This is a genomic window from Sandaracinobacteroides hominis, assembly GCF_016464365.1.
Classification (GTDB): Bacteria; Pseudomonadota; Alphaproteobacteria; order Sphingomonadales; family Sphingomonadaceae; genus Sandaracinobacteroides; species Sandaracinobacteroides hominis.
This window is the reverse complement of the sequence record NZ_JADCUC010000002.1, coordinates 529,705-547,556: the sequence shown is the minus strand read 5'-3', so window position 1 is coordinate 547,556 and position 17,852 is coordinate 529,705. Positions and strand designations below refer to the sequence as shown.

Annotated in this window: 20 protein-coding genes, 1 tRNA gene, 1 pseudogene and 1 other annotated feature; of the genes and pseudogenes, 6 read left to right on the top strand and 16 right to left on the bottom strand. The window is 64.3% G+C overall.

The window, feature by feature from the left end:
• Positions 1-295, bottom strand: a 295-nt coding sequence (locus tag IM784_RS07300) for a transposase (RefSeq protein WP_199554666.1), incomplete at its 3' end; no start/stop codon positions are given.
• 416 nt (positions 296-711) lie between these two features.
• A complete protein-coding gene (locus IM784_RS07295) occupies positions 712-2,061 on the bottom strand; it encodes a right-handed parallel beta-helix repeat-containing protein (RefSeq protein ID WP_199554611.1) in 1,350 nt (449 codons plus the stop codon).
• A 437-nt stretch (positions 2,062-2,498) separates the two neighbouring features.
• On the opposite strand from IM784_RS07295, the pseudogene IM784_RS07290 reads away from it, so the two are divergent.
• Positions 2,499-3,701 (top strand): annotated as a pseudogene (locus IM784_RS07290) (IS3 family transposase); the annotation flags it as partial.
• Positions 2,727-2,855 (top strand) — a sequence feature (AL1L pseudoknot). (Overlaps the previous pseudogene by 129 nt.)
• A gap of 156 nt (positions 3,702-3,857) precedes the next feature.
• On the opposite strand, the gene IM784_RS07285 reads toward IM784_RS07290, so the two are convergent.
• The 5 genes from IM784_RS07285 to IM784_RS07265 all read right to left on the bottom strand — a co-directional run bounded on the left by IM784_RS07285 (position 3,858) and on the right by IM784_RS07265 (position 6,274).
• Positions 3,858-3,934: transfer RNA gene (locus IM784_RS07285), tRNA-Arg, on the bottom strand.
• Between the two features lie 40 nt (positions 3,935-3,974).
• Positions 3,975-4,409: a DUF1178 family protein gene (locus IM784_RS07280; protein WP_199554610.1), complete on the bottom strand. Its 435-nt coding sequence runs from the start codon at positions 4,407-4,409 to the stop codon at positions 3,975-3,977.
• A complete protein-coding gene (locus IM784_RS07275; RefSeq protein WP_199554665.1) occupies positions 4,406-5,242 on the bottom strand; it encodes a carbon-nitrogen hydrolase family protein in 837 nt (278 codons plus the stop codon). Before IM784_RS07275 ends, IM784_RS07280 begins: the two co-directional genes overlap by 4 nt.
• The gene (gene grxC, locus IM784_RS07270; RefSeq protein ID WP_199554609.1) at positions 5,242-5,499 is read right to left on the bottom strand and encodes a glutaredoxin 3; all 258 of its coding nucleotides are present in this window, start codon (positions 5,497-5,499) and stop codon (positions 5,242-5,244) included. Before grxC ends, IM784_RS07275 begins: the two co-directional genes overlap by 1 nt.
• On the bottom strand, positions 5,486-6,274 hold the full coding sequence (locus IM784_RS07265) for a ComF family protein (RefSeq protein ID WP_235976621.1): 789 nt from the start codon (positions 6,272-6,274) through the stop codon (positions 5,486-5,488). The genes grxC and IM784_RS07265 overlap by 14 nt, the downstream gene beginning before the upstream one ends.
• A gap of 35 nt (positions 6,275-6,309) precedes the next feature.
• Here IM784_RS07265 and IM784_RS07260 point away from each other — a divergent pair, with 35 nt between their 5' ends.
• On the top strand, positions 6,310-7,074 hold the full coding sequence (locus tag IM784_RS07260) for a methyltransferase domain-containing protein (RefSeq protein ID WP_199554608.1): 765 nt from the start codon (positions 6,310-6,312) through the stop codon (positions 7,072-7,074).
• On the opposite strand, the gene IM784_RS07255 is transcribed toward IM784_RS07260, so the two are convergent.
• The 6 genes from IM784_RS07255 to IM784_RS07230 form a co-directional block, all read right to left on the bottom strand.
• Positions 7,071-7,919, bottom strand: coding sequence for an alpha/beta fold hydrolase (locus IM784_RS07255; protein ID WP_199554607.1), 849 nt, complete (start codon positions 7,917-7,919; stop codon positions 7,071-7,073). The two genes, IM784_RS07260 and IM784_RS07255, sit on opposite strands and share 4 nt — an antisense overlap.
• Positions 7,916-9,067: an ABC transporter ATP-binding protein gene (locus IM784_RS07250; protein ID WP_199554606.1), complete on the bottom strand. Its 1,152-nt coding sequence runs from the start codon at positions 9,065-9,067 to the stop codon at positions 7,916-7,918. The genes IM784_RS07255 and IM784_RS07250 overlap by 4 nt, the downstream gene beginning before the upstream one ends.
• Positions 9,064-9,894, bottom strand: coding sequence for an ABC transporter permease (locus IM784_RS07245; protein WP_199554605.1), 831 nt, complete (start codon positions 9,892-9,894; stop codon positions 9,064-9,066). The genes IM784_RS07250 and IM784_RS07245 overlap by 4 nt, the downstream gene beginning before the upstream one ends.
• Positions 9,891-10,760 (bottom strand): ABC transporter permease, encoded by an 870-nt coding sequence (locus IM784_RS07240; protein WP_199554604.1) that lies wholly within the window; start codon positions 10,758-10,760, stop codon positions 9,891-9,893. The genes IM784_RS07245 and IM784_RS07240 overlap by 4 nt, the downstream gene beginning before the upstream one ends.
• Positions 10,761-10,802: 42 nt before the next feature.
• Complete coding sequence (locus tag IM784_RS07235) at positions 10,803-11,903, bottom strand: ABC transporter substrate-binding protein (RefSeq protein ID WP_199554603.1); 1,101 nt, start codon at positions 11,901-11,903, stop codon at positions 10,803-10,805.
• 124 nt (positions 11,904-12,027) lie between these two features.
• Positions 12,028-12,957, bottom strand: a complete 930-nt coding sequence (locus IM784_RS07230; RefSeq protein ID WP_199554602.1) for a D-alanyl-D-alanine carboxypeptidase family protein — start codon at positions 12,955-12,957, stop codon at positions 12,028-12,030.
• Between the two features lie 186 nt (positions 12,958-13,143).
• Here IM784_RS07230 and lipB point away from each other — a divergent pair, with 186 nt between their 5' ends.
• The 4 genes from lipB (at position 13,144) to IM784_RS07210 (ending at position 15,323) form a co-directional block, all read left to right on the top strand.
• Entirely contained in the window at positions 13,144-13,803 is a 660-nt protein-coding gene (gene lipB, locus IM784_RS07225) for a lipoyl(octanoyl) transferase LipB (protein WP_199554601.1), read from the top strand.
• Positions 13,804-13,905: 102 nt separating this feature from the next.
• Positions 13,906-14,217 carry a hypothetical protein gene (locus IM784_RS07220; protein WP_235976620.1) on the top strand — a complete coding sequence of 104 codons (312 nt, stop codon included), beginning with the start codon at positions 13,906-13,908 and terminating at the stop codon, positions 14,215-14,217.
• A gap of 204 nt (positions 14,218-14,421) precedes the next feature.
• Positions 14,422-14,724, top strand: a complete 303-nt coding sequence (locus IM784_RS07215; protein WP_199554600.1) for an SCP2 sterol-binding domain-containing protein — start codon at positions 14,422-14,424, stop codon at positions 14,722-14,724.
• Positions 14,724-15,323: a hypothetical protein gene (locus tag IM784_RS07210; protein WP_199554599.1), complete on the top strand. Its 600-nt coding sequence runs from the start codon at positions 14,724-14,726 to the stop codon at positions 15,321-15,323. The genes IM784_RS07215 and IM784_RS07210 overlap by 1 nt, the downstream gene beginning before the upstream one ends.
• 15 nt (positions 15,324-15,338) lie before the next feature.
• Here IM784_RS07210 and IM784_RS07205 read toward each other — a convergent pair whose 3' ends face one another.
• The 3 genes from IM784_RS07205 to IM784_RS07195 are packed head-to-tail and all read right to left on the bottom strand — an operon-like array spanning position 15,339 to position 17,832.
• Positions 15,339-16,175 (bottom strand): aldose 1-epimerase, encoded by an 837-nt coding sequence (locus IM784_RS07205; RefSeq protein WP_328799476.1) that lies wholly within the window; start codon positions 16,173-16,175, stop codon positions 15,339-15,341.
• Positions 16,172-17,050 (bottom strand): SMP-30/gluconolactonase/LRE family protein, encoded by an 879-nt coding sequence (locus tag IM784_RS07200; protein ID WP_199554598.1) that lies wholly within the window; start codon positions 17,048-17,050, stop codon positions 16,172-16,174. Before IM784_RS07200 ends, IM784_RS07205 begins: the two co-directional genes overlap by 4 nt.
• Positions 17,050-17,832 (bottom strand): SDR family NAD(P)-dependent oxidoreductase, encoded by a 783-nt coding sequence (locus tag IM784_RS07195; RefSeq protein ID WP_199554661.1) that lies wholly within the window; start codon positions 17,830-17,832, stop codon positions 17,050-17,052. Before IM784_RS07195 ends, IM784_RS07200 begins: the two co-directional genes overlap by 1 nt.
• Positions 17,833-17,852: the final 20 nt, after the last annotated feature.

The following is a 17,852-nucleotide window of genomic DNA, read 5'->3' as shown; positions in this document are numbered from 1 at the left end:
CCTTCAAATGCGTGGCATCGATCATCAGCCGATCCGGCTTGCCTGCCTTGGCTGCCAGTTCGGCGAAGATGTGGTTGAACACGCCAAGGCGACTCCAGCGGATGAACCGGTTGTAGATCGTCTTGTGCGGTCCGTAGGCCAGCGGCGCGTCCCGCCAGCGCAAGCCGTTCTTCAGCACGAAAATGATCCCCGAAATCACCCGGCGATCATCGACCCGCGGAACGCCATGAGAAAGCGGGAAAAATGGCTCGATCTGGCGCATCTGCGCCTCGCTGAGCAGCCAAACATCCGACATCGGCAACACCTCCAAGAGGCCGACATTGAATCAATCACTTCATGCACGCACAAGCGATTTAATAGGTCCTGAGCCTAAAGTTATAAATAAGGGTTGTCGCTACCAACGCGCTGATTGAACGCGAATGGGTGTGGTCAGGAGCTGGTCGAGATATTCGCCAGATCCCGGGCGCATGCGAAGAACTTCGCACGGATTGGAGTGGCAAGGGTGCTGCGGGGATAGCAGCCGAGTGGGCGAACGCGAACGAAATCGATGGTCGCAGACCAGCGTCAACGTGCATAAGGATTTGCCCCACGCACGTTGCCAAGCCACCATAGGGTCTTCCTGGAAGAGCGAGAAATTTCCCTAATCGGGAATCGGTCGCGGACTCCCGCATCTCCATCAGGGCTTGCAATCTCGCTTATGCCTGCCCGCATCTATTCCTTGTGCATTGAAAGGCCTCGGTCCAGCGCCAAACGGCCGGTCGCTGAAGAGCCGAAGTTGAAGGTCGAAAGCAGGCCGATATTGCGGCTCCGAGCATCGGAAGGGCTGCGCGTCCTGAAGCTGGCAAGAGCTGGAGCGCTGCCGGTGGGTTGCGCGTCGAAGACGCTGATATAAGCCGCTCCAACATTTGTGCCGACTTCGATATTATCCTGTCTCGTAGCATTGTTCTGCAGGCCGATTTGAGCCGCAATATTTCGGCGGATCACATGGCCAGTCGTATCCACGCCCCTGGAAAGAATGGCAGGCCGCAGAGCGCCGCTGCACCGCGAGTCTACCGCCTGCGCCGCAGCGCGGCTTATGCTGGTTTCAGAATAGGGTGACGCAATGGCTACATTGTTTTCGACCAGAGCTGTGTCTACGTCGGCCACTGCAATGGCGTTTTTGGAGGCTCCAAAATAGACATTGCGCTGAACCGTGATGTCGCCATGTTTGACTTCCGGCCGCTCTGATCGAATGAAGATGCCTTGTATCGCAGCGCAGCCACCATGAAGCATTGCATTCTCTACGATGCGGACATCTGTGGACCCCTCGGTTTCATTCGAAGTCCAGAACTGGATGGAATCGGGATGTTCGCCGTTCGGCACGTTCGGCTGGAAGTAGCGAAACAGATTTCCCCGAATGTCCAAGTCCTTGGTAGCCGCGACGTTAACACCCTCCCTGATGTATTGTAATGTATTATACGCAAATGAGATTTTGCTTGATCGTTGAAAATAGATACCTGCCCGCAGGTCTTCGAACACATTCTCGTTGACCGTAACGGATTTCGCAAAACGTACGTGTGCGCCAGCACTGCCGTCGTCCCACGCATTTTGATTTCGTTTCGCTCCGGTCAACAAATTGCCTGAAAACACGACATTTTCTGTGCTGTTCAGATATACGAGAACTCTATCCGTCCCCATAATATGCATGCCAGAGACAGCGATGTTTTTGGAGTTGGTAAGATTCATGGCTGAAAAGATCGGGCGTGAGCTTGAGTTGGGCACAAGGTAGACACGACCGCGGGCGTGGTTCTTGTTTGTCCAGACCAAGGCCCCATAAGATCCAGAGTTCAGTCTGATTTCGGCGCCTCCGGTTGTTGACAGCGCTATTTGCATTGCCGACTTCAGCTCGCTGAGATTGGAGACAACTAGAACAGTCTTCGCAAGCTTGCTGCTGCTGGGAACCGGCGCGGCCTGTGAGCCTGAAACTGGGCCGCCGCTCAGGGCGGTTGAGGCCGCCGCGCCCGCGATAGCGGGCGTCGTTGCAAACGCTGCAAGTAGAGTACAGAAAATGTAACAACGCATGCGACGTTCTCCTCATCTCAGACGTCATATTGAAGCCCTCGATCAGGGTAACGGATTACAGGTCGGCAATTTTCCTTAGTTTATTGGTAAACTCTTAGTAATCTAATATTTCTATGTAAGACGATGCGATGAGTTTTTTAAATTTATAAATTGAACGCATACATTATTGCGAACGACGTTTTCCGTACTTAGGCAATTCTCTGCCGATTCCACTTCTCTCCATTGGCCTTGCATATCGTGCATGGATTCAAACTGCGGGCAGGGCGTTCCGGCAGGCTGCTTGGCGGGAGCGCCGAAAAATACAGAGCTAGGCCGGATGGGCGCGTTTCCTGGTCCGATGAGGGCTGGTCTCTCAGATGCATAAGCTTTCGGTTGGAACTGGCTATCAGTCCGAGCGCGCGGCCAGCGCGACATAGGTCCGCGATCGGGCGGTTCGGATGGTGCTGGACCACGAGAAGGATCATGCCTCGCGTTGGGCAGCGGTAGTGTCGATCGCGGCGAAGATTGGCTGTGCGGCGCAGACGCTGCATGAGTGGGTCAAGAAGGCCGAGGTGGACAGCGGCCGACGGGGCCGGCGTCCCATCGGATGTTGCCGCGCAGCTGAGAGCGCTGGAGCGAGAGAACCGCGAGCTGCGCCAAGCCAACGAGATCCTGCGCAAGGCGTCAGCATATTTTGCGCAGGCGGAGCGAGCCAAGGACTTTGGGCGCCCGTTCAAGCGATGATCGCATTCATCGATGACCAGCGCGCCGTTCATGGGGTCGAGCCGATCTGCCGGGTTCTGCCGATCGCCCCATCGACCTACCATGCGCATGCCGCGAAGCGGATTGATCCATTGCGCCTGTCGGCGCGGGCGAGGCGCGACGTCGCGCTCCGGATCGAGGTACGACGTGTGTTTGAAGCTAACTTCCGCGTCTATGGCGTGCGCAAGGTCTGGCGTCAGATGCAGCGCGAAGGCTTCGATGTCGCGCGCTGCACGGTTGCTCGGCTGATGCGGGCAATGGGGCTGGCGGGCGTTATCCGTGGCAAGCCGGCGCGGACCACCATCAGCGACCGGTCGGCGCCATCTCTGCTGGACCGGGTCAACCGGCAGTTCCGCGCATCGGCGCCGAATAGGCTCTGGGTCTCGGATTTTACCTATGTCCCGACCTGGGCCGGGTTCGTCTACGTGGCCTTCGTCATCGACACGTTCGCCCGCCGCATTGTGGGCTGGCGAGCATCACGCACCGCGCATGCTGGCTTTGTCCTCGATGCGCTTGAGCAGGCCCTTCATGATCGCCGACCGGCACGGAGCAGCGGCCTCATCCATCACTCCGATCGCGGCAGCCAGTATGTCTCGATCCGATACAGCGAACGGCTTGCCGACCCAAAGGGCAGCGCAGCTAACCCGGGATCGAACCATCGGTCGGCAGCGTCGGCGAAAGCTATGACAACGCTTTGGCCGAGACGATCAATGGCCTTTACAAGGCCGAGGTGATCCATCGCCGGGGACCCTGGAGTCCTTCGAGGCCGTCGAATACGCCACGCTGGAATGGGTCGACTGGTTCAATCACCGGCGACTGCTGAGCCCATCGGAAACATCCCGCCTGCCGAAGCCGAAGAGCAATATTATGCTGCCATCACCGCTCAGGATATGGCAGCGTGACCCAAACCAATCAGCCTCCGGCAAACCCGGGGCGGTTCACGGCCATGAAAAATTGCCATGCCGCAATGCAGCATAAATGCGGCTGAGTTTATCATGAATCGCTATTGGCTGGTTATCGAGTCAGTTTAGACGGGTTTCGACAATGACAAAGGGTGGTGATCCCGACTGGATTCGAACCAGTGGCCTACAGTTTAGGAAACTGCCGCTCTATCCTGCTGAGCTACGGGACCAGCCAGCGCGCCATGCTGCATTGCCGGGGAAATCGCAAGCTCAGGCGTCGGCCTTCTGGCGGATGCGGAACGGGAGCGGGGCGATTTCTATGCCTTCCGAAACCAGCGCCATCGCGTCGGAGATGCTCGCTTCGCCGATGATGCCGCGCGTTGCTTCACCTGCCTTGCTCTCGGGCTTGCCGGCGCGGGCGCGGGCTTCGGAGACGAAGCTGGTGCCGACATAGTCGCAGCGGCTTTCGACTTCGGCCTGATAGGCGGCGAGACGGCGCAGCTGTTCCTTGCGGTCGGCGTCGCTGGGCTGCTGGTTACCCTTGGCGGGCACCGCCGGCGCCATCACCGCCTTGGTAATTTCGCGGCAGCCGCATATCGGGCATTCGACAAAACCCTGCGCCTTTTGCGTTTCGAAGGCGCTGCTGCTGTCGAACCAGGCCTCGAACACATGTTCGCGGCTGCATTTCAGGTCGAAGACGATCATGCCTGCGCCACTTCCGCGCCGGCCAGCGGGCGGGCGTGGCGCAGGTTCGGAATGCGGGCGCGGGCGTCGGCCACCTCGTCCAGATTCAGCTCCACGATGGCGGTACCCGGTTCCTCGCCCATATCCAGCAGCACCTTGCCCCACGGATCGACGACAAGGCTGTGGCCATAGGTTTCGCGGCCGTCCGCGTGCAGGCCGGATTGCGCGGCGGCGACGAGGAACGCGCCGGTTTCGATGGCGCGGGCGCGCAGCAGCACATGCCAGTGCGCTTCGCCGGTGGGGCGGGTGAAGGCGGCGGGTTGGGCGATCACCTGCGCACCGGCCATCGCCAGCGCGTTGTGCAGCTGCGGGAATCGCAGATCGTAGCAGATGGTAAGGCCAAGGCGCCCCCACGGAAAGTCCACAAGCTGCACCCGCTCGCCGGACAGGAAGCTCGCGGATTCGCGATACCGATCTCCGTTCGGCAGATCGACGTCGAACAGGTGCATCTTGTCGTAGCGGGCGACGATCCGGCCATCCGCGCCCAGGACGATGCTGCGGTTGGCGAGGCGGTCTGCGCTGGCCGTTTCATCCCGGATGGCGAGCGAACCGATGGCGATCGGGGTCGCATGGCGGCTTGCGACGGCGGACAGCGCGGCAATGGCGGGGTCCAGCGCCTCGCTGGTGGCAGCAGCCTTCAGCCGGGCGGTGTTGCGATCAAGCACGCCGCACATTTCCGGCGTGAAGATGATGTCGGCGCCGGCAACCGCCAGCTTTTCAGCGGCTTCGGCGAGGTCCGCTGCATTTTTCTGCGGGTCCAGACCGGTGCGGGTCTGGACCAGTCCAGCCTTGATCATGCGGCCAGCAGCGAATCCAGCCCGCCGTCCCGTTCAAGGGCGGCGAGATCGTCGGAGCCGCCGATGTGGCGATCGTCGATGAAGATCTGCGGCACGGTGGTGCGGCCATGCGCGCGCTCCAGCATCTCGGTACGCCTGGGGCCGCCCATGCTGATGTCATACTCCTCGAAATCGACGCCCTTGGATTTGAGCAACGACTTTGCCCGCGTGCAGTAGGGGCAGAGAAATTTCGTGTAGACTTCAACCTTGGCCATGTTCGTCCTGACTGCGCGAAAGAGGAGGATATGGCTTTGCGTCGGTCGCTGCAACCCGGGCGTAGGTTAACAGGCTCACCGTTGCCGCGCCGGCCCGCTTCAGCACGCGGGCGCAAGCCGAGGCGGTGGCGCCGGTGGTGATGACATCGTCGACCAGCAGGATGCGCGCGCCCGTCGGCACCCCGGACGCCCGGAAGGCGCCAGAGACGTTCCGCTCGCGCTGGCGGCGATTCATGCCGCGCGTGCGGGGGGTGGATTTCACCCGGATCAGGCTGTCGATGGCAAGGGTGGCGCCGGTTTGCCGGGCGATCTCTCGGGCGAGCAGCAGCGACTGGTTATAGCCGCGTTCCATCAGCCGCCAGCGGTGGAGCGGGACGGGAACGACGATGGCGTCGGGCGGCGTTTCCGGCGCGGCGCGCAGCATCGCCGCCGCCATGTGCGGGGCCCAGGCTTCCTTGCCGTTCTTCAGGCCCAGGACGAGCTGGCGGGACGGGCCTTCATACAGGAAGGGGGCGTGCGCCGTATCGAAGGCCGGCGGCTCTGCGATGCAGGAAAGGCAATGGCTTTCGGCCTGCCACTGGATCGGCAGCGGTATGCTGCACTGCTGGCAGCGGGCGCCCTCGATCGCGGGCAGCGCCGACCAGCACTCCGCGCAGAGGCTGCCGGGCGTTGCCACCTCGGCCTTGCAGACCATGCAGGCGGGCGGCATCAGCAGGTCTACCAGCGCGTTGAACGGGCGACGGGCTAGCTCGACAAGTGCGGTGGTTGCAGCCATTGCGCCACGCTAGCACGCGGATTCCGGAACAGCCTATGCAGCAATTTGTCCCTTTCGATGTATCCGCCCGGCAGCATGCGCGGGATCGTGCGGCCGGCTTGATCGCCGGGCGCGGGCAGGTGCTGGCGCATGTCGCCGATGAACTGGCGGCGCGGCGGGACTTGCTGGGCGAGGCGCCCGACGGGCCGGAGCTGGTGATCGGTCTGCTGCACCCGCCGGCCCCGCATGTGGCGGGGATGGATCCGTCGCCGCTGCTGGCCGCGCGCTATGGCGGGACGGCGGGGGAAGAGGACGCGCGGCATTTCGACGATGCGAGCTTTGCCCGGGTGACGGCGATGATGACGCTGCACGGCGTGAACGACCTGCCCGGCGCGCTGCTGCTGGCGCGGCGGGCGCTTCTGCCCGGCGGGCGGTTTCAGGCGGCGCTGCCGGCGGGCTTCTCGCTGGCGGCCGTACGCGAGGCGTTCCTGCAGGCGGATGTCGCAGCAGGCGGCGGCGTGCCGGCGCGGCTGGGGCCGACGGTCGATCCGGCCGAAGCGGCGGGATTGCTGCAGCGCGCCGGCTTCGTGGAGCCGGTGGCAGAGGTGGAGACGCTGACCCTGCGCTACCGCAGCCTGGCCGATCTGGCGCGCGATGTGCGGGCACATGGCGATTCCGGCTGGCTGAACGGCCGCGCGCGCGGGCTGACCACGCCTCGGCGCTGGGCGGCGGCAGAGGCCGCGTTTGCCGAAGGGGCAGACGCCGACGGCAAGGTGCCGGTGGACGTGCAGATCCTCTATCTGTCGGGCCGCGCCGCCTAGGGCATCTGCAGGAAATAGGGCCGCACCAGATCGGGGTGGGTAACCGGCAGGAAGTGGCCGGTGCCGGGGAAGCGCTCGATCCTTGCCTGGGGGTGGAGGCGCCGGATTTCGGCTTCGCCTGCTGACGCCATCGGGCTGCCGAATCCGGCGCCTAAGAGGGTGAAGGGAAGGCGGCAGTTTTCCATGCTTTGCTGCATGGTGGTGCTGACGCCGCGGAAGCTGTTGGCCTCCCATGCCGGGGGGCAGGCGAGATGGACGCCGCTTTCGTCGGGCAGCAGGCCGCCCTCCAGATAGTCGTGGAGCGCGCGGTCGGGCCAGCCGGCGAAGACGCCGCGCCCGTGATAGGCGTTGAACGCCGCCTCGCGGCTGGCGAAATGGCTGCGGCGGCGGGCGGCCTGTTCGGCCATAGGGTGCGGGGCGGACGGGTTGTTGCGATAGACTTCGGCCTGCTCGAAGGGGATGAAGGGCGGGTCGATCAGCAACACCGAGCTGGCAAGTCCGGGGTTGTCGACCGCCGCCTCGAAGGCAGAGGTGGCGCCGAAGCTGTGGCCGGCGAGGCGGACGGGGCCGCCGCCCAATGCATCGACCAGCGCGACGATATCGCGACGGTAGATCTTCCAGTCGAACGGAATGTCGGCCGGATCGGCGGGCAGCGTGGTGCGGCCATGGCCGCGCGCATCGAAGGCGACGATGCGATAGTGCGCGCCCAGCGGCTCCAGCAGCTGCAGATAGGTACGGGCGCACATGCCCGTCGCGTGGGCAAAGACCAGCAGCGGCCCCTCCCCCCATTGCAGCGTGAAAACACGACCTTCCGGCAGGTCGATGAAAATCTCGTCAGGCGTCATGCGAGCAGCACATGCGCTCCCTCGGCGTGCCAGCCAACCCATACATTTTCGTCCCAGGTGAAATCTTCCTGGTCCCAGCGGGTGAGATTGGGGCGGATGACGCGGATGCGCTTGGGCTCGCGGCCTTCGGGCGCCTCCAGCCGGATGTCGAACACCGATTCCGAGCCAAGATAGGCGATGTCGAGAATGGTGCCCTTCACCACATTATAGCCGGCGGGCGTTCCCTCCAGCGTGGGCGGGCCTTCGCCGTTGCTTCTTTTGTGCAGCTCCACCTTTTCCGGGCGCAGCGCCAGCCAGATCTGCAGCGTTTCCGACGATCCGGTGCCGTGGTCCAGCCAGGCCTTGATGCCGAGTTCGGGGAGTTCGATTTCGGCGTGGTCGGCCTCTTCGGCAAGGACGCGGCCTTCGAACAGGTTCACGCTGCCGATGAAGTCGGCCACCAGCCGGGTGGCAGGGAATTCATAGAGGTCTGCCGGCGTCGCCACCTGCATCAGCGAGCCCTTGTGCATCACCGCACAGCGGCTGGCGAGCGCCAGCGCTTCGTCCTGATCGTGGGTGACCATCACGAAGGTGATGCCCAGCTTGTCCTGCAGCGCCGACATCTCGAAGCGCAGTTCCTCGCGCAGCTTGGCGTCGAGCGCCGACAGCGGCTCGTCCAGCAGCAGCACGCGCGGCCGCTTGACGATGGCGCGCGCCAGGGCAACGCGCTGGCGCTGGCCGCCCGAGAGCTGGTCGGGCATGCGCTCGCCATAGCCTTCCAGCTGCACCAGGCTCAGCGCCGCTTCGGCCCGGTCGCGGCGCTCATCGGCGCCGACGCCCTCCATCTTCAGCCCATATTCGATGTTGTGGCGGACCGAGAGGTGCGGAAACACCGCATAGTTCTGGAACACCATGTTCACCGGCCGCTTGTTGGGCGGCTCGCGGGTGATGTCCTTGCCGTCGATCAGGATCTGGCCCGACGTCGGCGTTTCAAACCCCGCCAGCATGCGCAGCAACGTCGTCTTGCCGCAGCCCGATGGTCCCAGCAGCGCGAAGAACTCGCCTTCGGTTATGGCGAGGCTGACATTATCCACCGCCACCACCGGGCCGAAGCGCTTGGTGATGTTGCGGAACTCGATGATGACGGGCTTTGCGGCCGGCTGGGTCATGATTTTTCCGCTTCGGCTTTCGCCTGCAGGCGCAGCGCGATGAAGGTGAGGAGGACGGTGAAGACGAGGAGCAGCGTGGAGATGGCGTTCACCTTCGGCGAGACCGAGAAGCGCACCATCGAATAGACCTTCACCGGGAAGGTGACGGTATCCGGCCCTGCCGTGAAGAAGGTGATGACGAAATCGTCGAGGCTCAGGGTGAACGCCAGCAGCGCGCCCGCCAGCAGCGCCGGCTGCAGGTGCGGGACCACGACATCCCTGAGCGCCTGCCATTCGCTGGCGCCGAGGTCGCGCGCGGCCTCCTCCATGGAGCGGTCGAAACTTTCCAGCCGGGCGCGAACGACGACCGCGACGAAGGGAAAGCTGAAGGCGACGTGGGAGATGATGATCGCCCCCAGCGACAGCGGCCAGACCATGCCGCCGGGCCAGGGCAGGATGCGCGCAAAGAAGATCAGCAGCGCCACCCCCATGCAGATTTCCGGGACGACAATGGGCAGCGAGAAGCTGCCGTCGACGAGGGTGCGGCCGGGAAAGCGGAAGCGCCACAGCGCAATCGCCGCCAGCGTGCCGAGGATGAGGCTGATGACGGTGGAAAAGGCGGCGATGGTAAGCGAATTGCCCAGCGCCCCCATCAGCTCGGTGTCCTGAAACACCTTGCCATACCAGTCGAAGGTGAAGCCCTGCCATTTCGTCGTCCGGCGGCTGTCGTTGAAGCTCATCACGATCAGCACCGCGAGCGGCAGATAGAGGAACAGGCCGACGGCCCCCATCCACAGGCGCAGCGGCCAGCTGCGGGCATAATCCAGAAGCGCTTTCGGTTCCTTCATTCCGTCCGCTCCTTCTTCTTCAGAAGGGACTGCAGGGCGATGCCGAAGAAGGTCAGATACATCAGCATGAAGGCAAGCGCGGCGCCGAACGGCCAGTCGTTGGCGCGCTTGAACTGGCGCTCGATCACGTTGGCGATCATCTGGCTGTCGGGCCCTCCCAACAGGTCGGGCTGCAGATAGCTGCCCAGCACCGGGATGAAGGTCAGCAGCACGGCCGATGCGATGCCGACGCCGGCAAGCGGAATGACGATGTTCCAGATGGTGCGCAGATGCCCGGCGCCGAGGTCGAGGCTGGCCTCCAGCAGCGATCGGTCCAGCCGATCGAGCGCGGCGTAGAGCGGCAGCACCGTGAACGGCAGGTGCACATACACAAGGCCAACCATCACGGCGAAATTCGTGTTCATCATCTGCATCGGCTCGAAGCCGGCCCAGCCGAACGCCAGCGACAGCGACTGGTTGATCAACCCCTCGTCGCGCAGCAGGGCGATGAGGGCGTAGGTGCGGATCAGCAGATTGGTCCAGAAGGGCAGCATCACCCCGATCAGCAGCCAGGTCTTCAATCCGGGCGGCGCGAAGCTGATCGCAAGCGCGACCGGGAAGCCGACGACAAGGCAGATGAGCGTGGCGAGCGCGGCAAAGGCAAGGGATTTCGCGAGGATGCCAAGGTACAGCGGCTCCAGTACGCGGGCATAGTTGGCGAAGGTGCCGGAAATCTCGATGTCGGCGATCCCGACATTGGTGCCAAAGCTATAGGCCCAGACGACCGCCATCGGCACGGCGAAAAACAGGATGAACCAGAACAGCGGCGGCCCCAGCAGCCCGGCGAGGCCGGACTTGCTGCGCTTCCAGTCTATTTCGCCCTGCATGCCCCCACCCCCCTGCCTACGAGCCCCCCGGCTGAACCTGCATCAGGCCGCGCGCACGCGGGTGATGGCTTCCTCGAACAGGCGTTGCTGTTCGGGGCCCTCGAACTTGCCCCATTCGCTGGCATCCATGCCGGGGCCTGTCGGGAAGATGATCGGATTGCTGCGATAGCTTTCCGGCATCAGCGCCTTCGCAGCGACGTTTGGCGTCGGATACAGGATGGTCTCGATGATCCCCTTGCCGGCTTCGGCATCCAGCAGGAAGTTGATGAACTTGTGCGCCAGGTCGACGCGCGGCGCGCCCTTGGGGATGGCCAGCGTGTCGGCGTTCAGAAGCGAGCCTTCCTTCGGCACGACAAAGCCGATGTCGGGGTCTTCGGCCGCGATCTGGGCGATGTCGCCGTTGAATTCCATCACCAGGTCGACGTCTCCGGCCAGCAGCAGGTCCTGGCCATTGTCCTCGTGGAAGGTCTTGATGTTGGGCTTCTGCCGTATCAGCATTTCCTCCACCTGCTTCACGGTCGCGGCGTCGATGCCGTTCAGCGACTTGCCCAGATATTTGGCGCCAAGGCGGATCAGGTCGGCGGCCTCTGAAAGCAGCGCGATACGGCCCTTGTACAGGTCGCTGTCGTACAGCCACTTCCAGCTGTCGGGCACGCCGTTCACGCGGGATTTGCGATAGCCGATGCCCGTGACGAGCCAGGTGTAGGGCAGGCTGTGCTTGGGCGCGGGATCATAATCCTGCCCCATGAATTCCGGCGCGATGTTCTTTGCATTGGGGATCTGCGCCATGTCCAGCGGCAGCAGCATGTTCGCCTGCCGCATGCGGGTGACGAATTCGTTCGAAGGGACGATCACGTCATAGCCGGGGTTGCCGGCCTGCAGCTTGGCAAACAGCTCGTCGTTGGTGGAGAAGAAGCTGGTCTGCACCTTGACACCGGACGCCTTCTGGAAATCCGCCAGCGTGGTTTCGCCGATATAGGTATCCCAGGTGTAGAAGTTCAGCTTCTCGCCGCTGCCCCCGCCGCCGCCCGAACCGCAGGCCTGCAGCGAAAAGCCGATGCCGGCAACGCCCATCCCCGCCAGCAGCGTGCGCCGCGAAATCTGTTTGCGGGTAAGACCGTTCTGAACCCCGGAATTCGCCATGCCTGCCTCCCGTTCAAGCGATACACACCGCCTTGGTAAAGCAGCGGAAGCCGAAGGTTAAGCCCGTTTTGTGCAGTGCGGGAAAAACTCTGCCGTGGGTTCCCGGCACCCGGCGGGCAGTCGCTCAGCGGCTGGTCAGCTTGCGGGCCCTGGGCTCGCCGCTGCCCTGCTCCACCAGCGTTTCCAGCAGCCTGTCGTTGAGGTCGCCGGGCTCTGCCAGCAGGTCCGCCACCTGGATCTGGCTGCCGCGATTGCGAGCGGCAAGGACGGTGAAACCGGCCGACAGCAGGCTTTCCACATTGCTGTCGCGGGCAACGCGGGAAGGCCCGCCCAGCACCACGGCGATCAGCCGGCGGCCATCGCGCACGGCAGAGGCCGCCAGCGTGAAGCCGGCGGCGTTGGTAAAGCCGGTCTTGATGCCATCGACGCCGGGCATCGTCCGCAGCAGATGGTTGTGGTTGGGCAGCACCTGGTTGCCGAACACGAACTGCTGCTGGGCGTAATAGCCGTAATATTGCGGGAAATCGCGGATCGTCGCCTGCGACAGGATATAGATGTCGCGCGCGGTCGTCACCTGCCGGCTGTCGGGCAGGCCGTTGGGGTTCACGAAGCGGCTGTTCGCCATGCCCAGTTCCTTCGCCCGCTTGGTCATCAGCCGGGAAAAGGCGTCGGCGCTGCCGGAAATATGCTCGGCAAGGGCAACGGAGATATCGTTGGCGGACTTGGTGGCAAGGCTGCGGATCGCCTGATCGACGGTCAGCGTCTCGCCGGCCTTCAGCCCCAGTTTGGACGGCCGCTGGCTGGCAGCGAACTTCGAAACGGTCACGCGGTCGTCCAGGCGGATATTGCCGGCCGCCAGCTGCTCGAAGACGATGTAGAGCGTCATCACCTTGGTGATGGAAGCCGGGAAGCGCTGGGTATCGGCCTGCCGGGAATAGAGGATCTCGCCGGTGTCGGCGACGGCCACGAAGGCCGCGTATTTCGGCTGCGCGTACAGGCTGGTGGCGGCGGCCGGCTCTGCCTCCAGCAGCACGGGGTGCGCCAGCGCGGCCATTGCAAGACCCAGGGCCAGGCGAAACCGGGCCAGGCGAAACGGGGCAAGCCGAAACGGGGCGACACGAAACGGAGGGAAGGCGACCGACATCGGAAGCGATTCTAGCACAGCCGGGAATCGCCGCCTAGAGTCCGTGACTTGCGGGGCGAATTGGCTTTGTCGCGCGGCAAGGGCTATTGGGCGCGGATGCCAGCATTTCCAGAATGGCGGGTGACGCCCGGGCTTTCGGACTATGACGCCAGCGTGCGCGCCATGGAGGCGCATGTCGCCGCCATGATCGCCGGAGAAGCGGCCGAGCGCATCTGGCTGGTGGAGCATCCGCCCGTCATCACCGCCGGCACCAGTTCCGACGACAGCGACATGCGGGAGCCCGGTCGCTTTCCGCTGGTGACGACGGGGCGCGGCGGCAAGCTGACCTATCACGGGCCTGGCCAGCGCGTCGTCTATCCGATGCTGGATCTCGGCGCGCGTGGCCGCGACGTGCGCGCCTATGTGGCCGCGCTGGAGACGTGGGCAATTGCCGCACTGGCCGAATTCGGGGTCGCCGCCTTCCCGCACGAGGCCGGCACCGGCATCTGGGTGAAGGACGGCGCGGGGCTGGCGAAGATCGGCGCGATCGGCGTTCGCGTACGGCGCTGGATCAGCTTTCACGGCCTGTCAATCAACGTTTCGACCGACCTTTCGCACTTTTCGGCTATCGTGCCGTGCGGCATTGCAGAACATGGCGTCACCCGTCTGGCCGATCTCGCGCGCGGTATATCCATGGACGATCTCGACGAAGCGCTTCGAAAGCAGCTGCCCGCCATGCTGGACGGCATGGGCGTCGTTCATCAAGCTGCAATCTAGACTCTTGAGGCCCGCGAAGATTGTCGCTAGGTTCCGGCCCGGTTCGGGGTCGGTAGGAACCGAGGACTCCAGAACTTTTCATAAGATCAATTCAGGAGTCAGATGATGGGTGAAGTTCTTTCGACGGTGAAGACCGCTGCTCTGGTGGCCGGCGCTGCTCTGTTCGTGGTTGCTTGCGGCCAGAAGCCGGCCGAGCCGGCTGCGACCGAAGCCGCTGCCGTGGAAGCAGCTCCGGTTGACACCGCCGCTGTCGACGCTGCTGCGACCGCTCCGGTTGACGCCACGGTTGCTGCGCCTGCCGCGACCGACGCTGCTGCTGCTGCCACCGACGCTGCTGCTGCCGCGACGACCGCTGCTAACGCCGCGACCGACGCTGCTGCCGCTGCTACGGACGCTGCTGCTCCGGCCAAGTAAGCCGGAGGCCGGGCTTTCCCGGTCTGCTATTGGGAAGGGCCGCCTCGAAAAGGCGGCCTTTCTTGCTTAATCAGCGCTTCATGTTCTGCCCGCGATGGGGCATTCGGGAACAGGATAGCACTGCAACGAAAAGGCCGCATGGCCGGGGTATCCTGCCCGGAGCATGCAGCCACACGACTGCAACGACAGAGCGGGAGAGAGTTTATGAGCCTTACTGAAATTACTGCCGGAATGGCCGAGCGCGTGGCAAAGAATGGCGGCATCGCCGGCAAATCGGTGACCTTCGACTTCGGCGACGACGGTGCGGTTCGCATCGACGGCACCGCAACGCCCGCCACCGTCACCAACGACAATGGCGACACCGATTGCCGCGTGAAGGTTTCGATGGCGGATTTCACCGACATCGCCGCCGGCAAGCAGAACCCGCAGATGGCCTTCATGATGGGCAAGCTGAAGGTTGAAGGCGACATGGGCATCGCCATGCAGCTGGGGAAGATCCTGGGCTGATGCACAAGGGTTGGCGGGGAGCGATCGGCCGGACGGCCAGTCTTGCAATTCTGGTCGGGCTTGCCTCGACGGGACTGGAAGCGGCCAGCGCCGTTACGGTCACTCCTCCGCCGCTTCCCGGCATGAGCCCGAAGGAGGCGCGGGCGGACAAGATCTGGTCCCTGCGCGCCGGGCTGAACGTGGCGGCGCTGCAGTGCCAGTTCTCGCCCTTCCTGCAGACGGTGCCGACCTATAACGCGCTGCTGCGGCAGCACAGCGACGAGATGGCCGACAGCTTCAAGCAGATGACCGGCTATTTCGTGAGGCAGAAGGGCCCGAAACTGGGCCAGCGCGCGTTCGACAGCTATGCCACGCGCGCCAACCAGAGCTGGGCGACCTTCGATGCCCAATATACCTTCTGCGATGCAGCCGCGATGGTCGGGCGCAAGGCGCTGGCCGTGCCGAAGGGCAAGTTCGGCGATTTCGCCGAGGCGGAGCTGGACGTGATGCGCCGGAGCCTCGCCGGGCCGATCTATCCGGCGGCGTTGGCGCCGCGCCTGGACTGGGCCTCCGTCCCCACGCTGACCGATCCCTGCAAGGGCAAGTCGCGCTGCAAATAGCGCCGCCGCTCGATCTCAGCCGCTGATCGAGATCCGCATGGCCAGCGCCAGGCTTTCGCCGGGCTGCAGCATGTCCAGCGCGAACTCCTGGCGGTTGTGCGCATCGGGCAGGTGGCTCACCGGCTCGAAGCAGAAGAAGTCGCCGCCTTCGGGGCGATACAGGTGGAAGGCGCGCGCGCCCGTCGCCGCCAGATCCAGCCGGTATCCGGGCTGGCTTATCCGCGCGAAACCGTTCCAGCCTTCATAGACATTGTCGATCAGTCCGCTGCCGGCAACCGGCGCGCCGGAAGCCCAATCGCCGAAATGCACGGCGCTCGCGCGGCGAACCGGGAGCTGCTGGTCGTCGGAAAGCCAGACAGCCGCTGCATGAGCCATCAGACGCGTTTGCGCATGCAGCGGAAAATAGGGATGGAAGCCGAGCCCCGCGGGCATGGGCCGGCTGCCGCGGTTGGTAAGCTCGATCCGGAAACGGGCGACGCCCGCCAGCAGCTCGATTTCCTGCTCCGCATCATAGCTCCAGGGCCAGGCCTCGCCGCCCCGATGGTCCAGCAGCAGCCTCAGCCTGCCCTCGCCTTCCGCCTGTGCTGTCCATTCGCTTTGCCAGCCGTTGCCGTGCAGCGTGTGCGGATGCGCGCCGAAATTGCGCGGCAGGCGGTGTTCGCCAAAACGCCCCTGCGCAATGCGATTGGCATAGGGCACCAGCGGAAAGCTCGCCATCTGCAGCGGGTTGCGTGTGCCCGGCGCTGCGGGGCGCAGCACCGACATACCGTTCCACTCCAGCCGGCTGAGCGAGCCGCCGGATTCCGGTTCGATGCCGGCGCTCCAGCCGGCATGCGCAAGGCTGAAGCTCACAGGCCGATGGAGACAGGAACTGCGGGGATGCCCGCAACGGACACCGGCAGCGCGAACAGATCGCCCGCCAGCGGCTCCTTCGCCAGCTGCGCCTCGCCCACATGCTTGCGCGCCGTCGTCGCATAGAGCGTGGTGAGGCCGGGGCCACCGAAGGCGACCTTGGTGATGGCGCTGACGGGGAAGCGGATCGTTTCCAGCAGCTCGCCGGCGGGCGAATAGCGACGCACGGCCCAGCCGTTGTAGAGCCCCACCCAGATGCAGCCCTCGGCATCGACGGCGGGGCCGTCCGGATAGCCGTCGGTCGGGGCGATGCGGATCAGCAGCCGCTCGTCAGACAGCGATCCGTCGGCGCCGATGGTGGCGGCATGGATGCGGCCGCCCAACGTATCTACATGATAGAGCGTGCGGCCATCGGGGCTGACCGCCGGGCCGTTGCTGATCGAGACGGCCGCGGTTTCGGCATGGCAGCGGCCGTCGGCGCCCAGCCGATAGATATGCCCGGTCTTTTCCCGCTCGCCGTCGTCCATCGTCCCGAACCACAGCCGGCCTTCGCTGTCCACGGTGGCGTCGTTGAGGCGGTTGCCGGGGCGGTGCGGCTCCGGATCGACCATCGGCGCAAAGGCACCCGACTGCGGATCGAAGCGGGCAAGGCCCGATTGCAGCCCGGCGATGAAATCGCCCTGCACGGTCGGCAGGCAGAAGCCAATCTGCTCGGGCGCGTCCCAGCTCTGCTTCGTGCCGTCAGGGCCCAGGCAGTGCAGCTTGCGGCTCTTGATATCGACAAACCAGAGCGCGTCGCCGACCCAGACCGGCCCTTCCAGCAGCGGGGCGCCAAGGGTCCAGACGCTTTGCGGTTCGCCAGGCTGCGCAGGCATCAGCGCCAGCCCGCGTCCACGAAATAGCTGTGGCCGGTGATCAGCCGGGCATCGTCGGAGGCGAGGAACATCACCATTGCAGCAATATCGTCGGGCACCAGCCGGCCCTTCAAACACTGGGCGGCGACGATCTCCGCCTCGCCCTCGGGCGTGTACCATTTCAGCTGGCGCGGCGTGCGGACATTGCCGGGGATGACGCAGGTGGCACGTATGCCATCCGGCCCGAGGTCACGCGCGAGGCTGCGGGTGAGCCCTTCGATGGCGGCCTTGCAGGTCTGATACAGCGTCAGGTCGTTGAGGCCGAGATGCCAGGAAATCGAGCCGAGGTTGACGATCACCCCCCGCCCGCGCGCCCGCATGCTGGGGATCACCGCCTGCGCACAGAAGAACATATGCTTCAGGTTCACGTTCAGCCGGTTATCGAAATAGTCCTCGGTGATGTCGTCGATGCTGTGGCGGTCGTCGTTGGCGGCATTGTTCACCAGTATGTCGAACGGCCCGGAGCGTTCGATCAGGCGGGCGATCATCCCCTGCAGGGTGGCGATGTCGGTCAGGTCTACATATTCGAAGCAGGCCTTGCGCTTGCCGGCTTTCATCCTCTCGACCAGCGCGTTGGAATCCTCCCGCGCAATGTCGAAGAAGGTGACGTCGGCCCCTTGCGCGGCAAAGCCCTCGACAATGCCGGCACCGATGCCCGAGCCGCCACCGGTAACGAGCACGCGCTTGCCTCGCAGGCTGGGATAGAGCGCCTTCAGCGCTTCCGCTCCGTCAGCTGCGACCATGTCCATCGGATCCGCTTCTG

Excerpts from the sequence above, each read along its gene's own strand:
- IM784_RS07250 (WP_199554606.1), bottom strand. The coding sequence starts at position 9,067 with ATGACCCAGCCGGCCGCAAAGCCCGTCATCATCGAGTTCCGCAACATC.
- IM784_RS07260 (WP_199554608.1), top strand. The coding sequence starts at position 6,310 with ATGCAGCAATTTGTCCCTTTCGATGTATCCGCCCGGCAGCATGCGCGG.
- IM784_RS07235 (WP_199554603.1), bottom strand. The coding sequence starts at position 11,903 with ATGGCGAATTCCGGGGTTCAGAACGGTCTTACCCGCAAACAGATTTCG.
- IM784_RS07195 (WP_199554661.1), bottom strand. The coding sequence starts at position 17,832 with ATGGTCGCAGCTGACGGAGCGGAAGCGCTGAAGGCGCTCTATCCCAGC.
- lipB (WP_199554601.1), top strand. The coding sequence starts at position 13,144 with ATGCCAGCATTTCCAGAATGGCGGGTGACGCCCGGGCTTTCGGACTAT.
- IM784_RS07215 (WP_199554600.1), top strand. The coding sequence starts at position 14,422 with ATGAGCCTTACTGAAATTACTGCCGGAATGGCCGAGCGCGTGGCAAAG.
- IM784_RS07265 (WP_235976621.1), bottom strand. The coding sequence starts at position 6,274 with ATGGCTGCAACCACCGCACTTGTCGAGCTAGCCCGTCGCCCGTTCAAC.
- IM784_RS07240 (WP_199554604.1), bottom strand. The coding sequence starts at position 10,760 with ATGCAGGGCGAAATAGACTGGAAGCGCAGCAAGTCCGGCCTCGCCGGG.
- IM784_RS07220 (WP_235976620.1), top strand. The coding sequence starts at position 13,906 with ATGATGGGTGAAGTTCTTTCGACGGTGAAGACCGCTGCTCTGGTGGCC.
- IM784_RS07200 (WP_199554598.1), bottom strand. The coding sequence starts at position 17,050 with ATGCCTGCGCAGCCTGGCGAACCGCAAAGCGTCTGGACCCTTGGCGCC.
- IM784_RS07245 (WP_199554605.1), bottom strand. The coding sequence starts at position 9,894 with ATGAAGGAACCGAAAGCGCTTCTGGATTATGCCCGCAGCTGGCCGCTG.
- IM784_RS07210 (WP_199554599.1), top strand. The coding sequence starts at position 14,724 with ATGCACAAGGGTTGGCGGGGAGCGATCGGCCGGACGGCCAGTCTTGCA.
- IM784_RS07280 (WP_199554610.1), bottom strand. The coding sequence starts at position 4,409 with ATGATCGTCTTCGACCTGAAATGCAGCCGCGAACATGTGTTCGAGGCC.
- IM784_RS07295 (WP_199554611.1), bottom strand. The coding sequence starts at position 2,061 with ATGCGTTGTTACATTTTCTGTACTCTACTTGCAGCGTTTGCAACGACG.
- IM784_RS07255 (WP_199554607.1), bottom strand. The coding sequence starts at position 7,919 with ATGACGCCTGACGAGATTTTCATCGACCTGCCGGAAGGTCGTGTTTTC.
- IM784_RS07230 (WP_199554602.1), bottom strand. The coding sequence starts at position 12,957 with ATGGCCGCGCTGGCGCACCCCGTGCTGCTGGAGGCAGAGCCGGCCGCC.
- grxC (WP_199554609.1), bottom strand. The coding sequence starts at position 5,499 with ATGGCCAAGGTTGAAGTCTACACGAAATTTCTCTGCCCCTACTGCACG.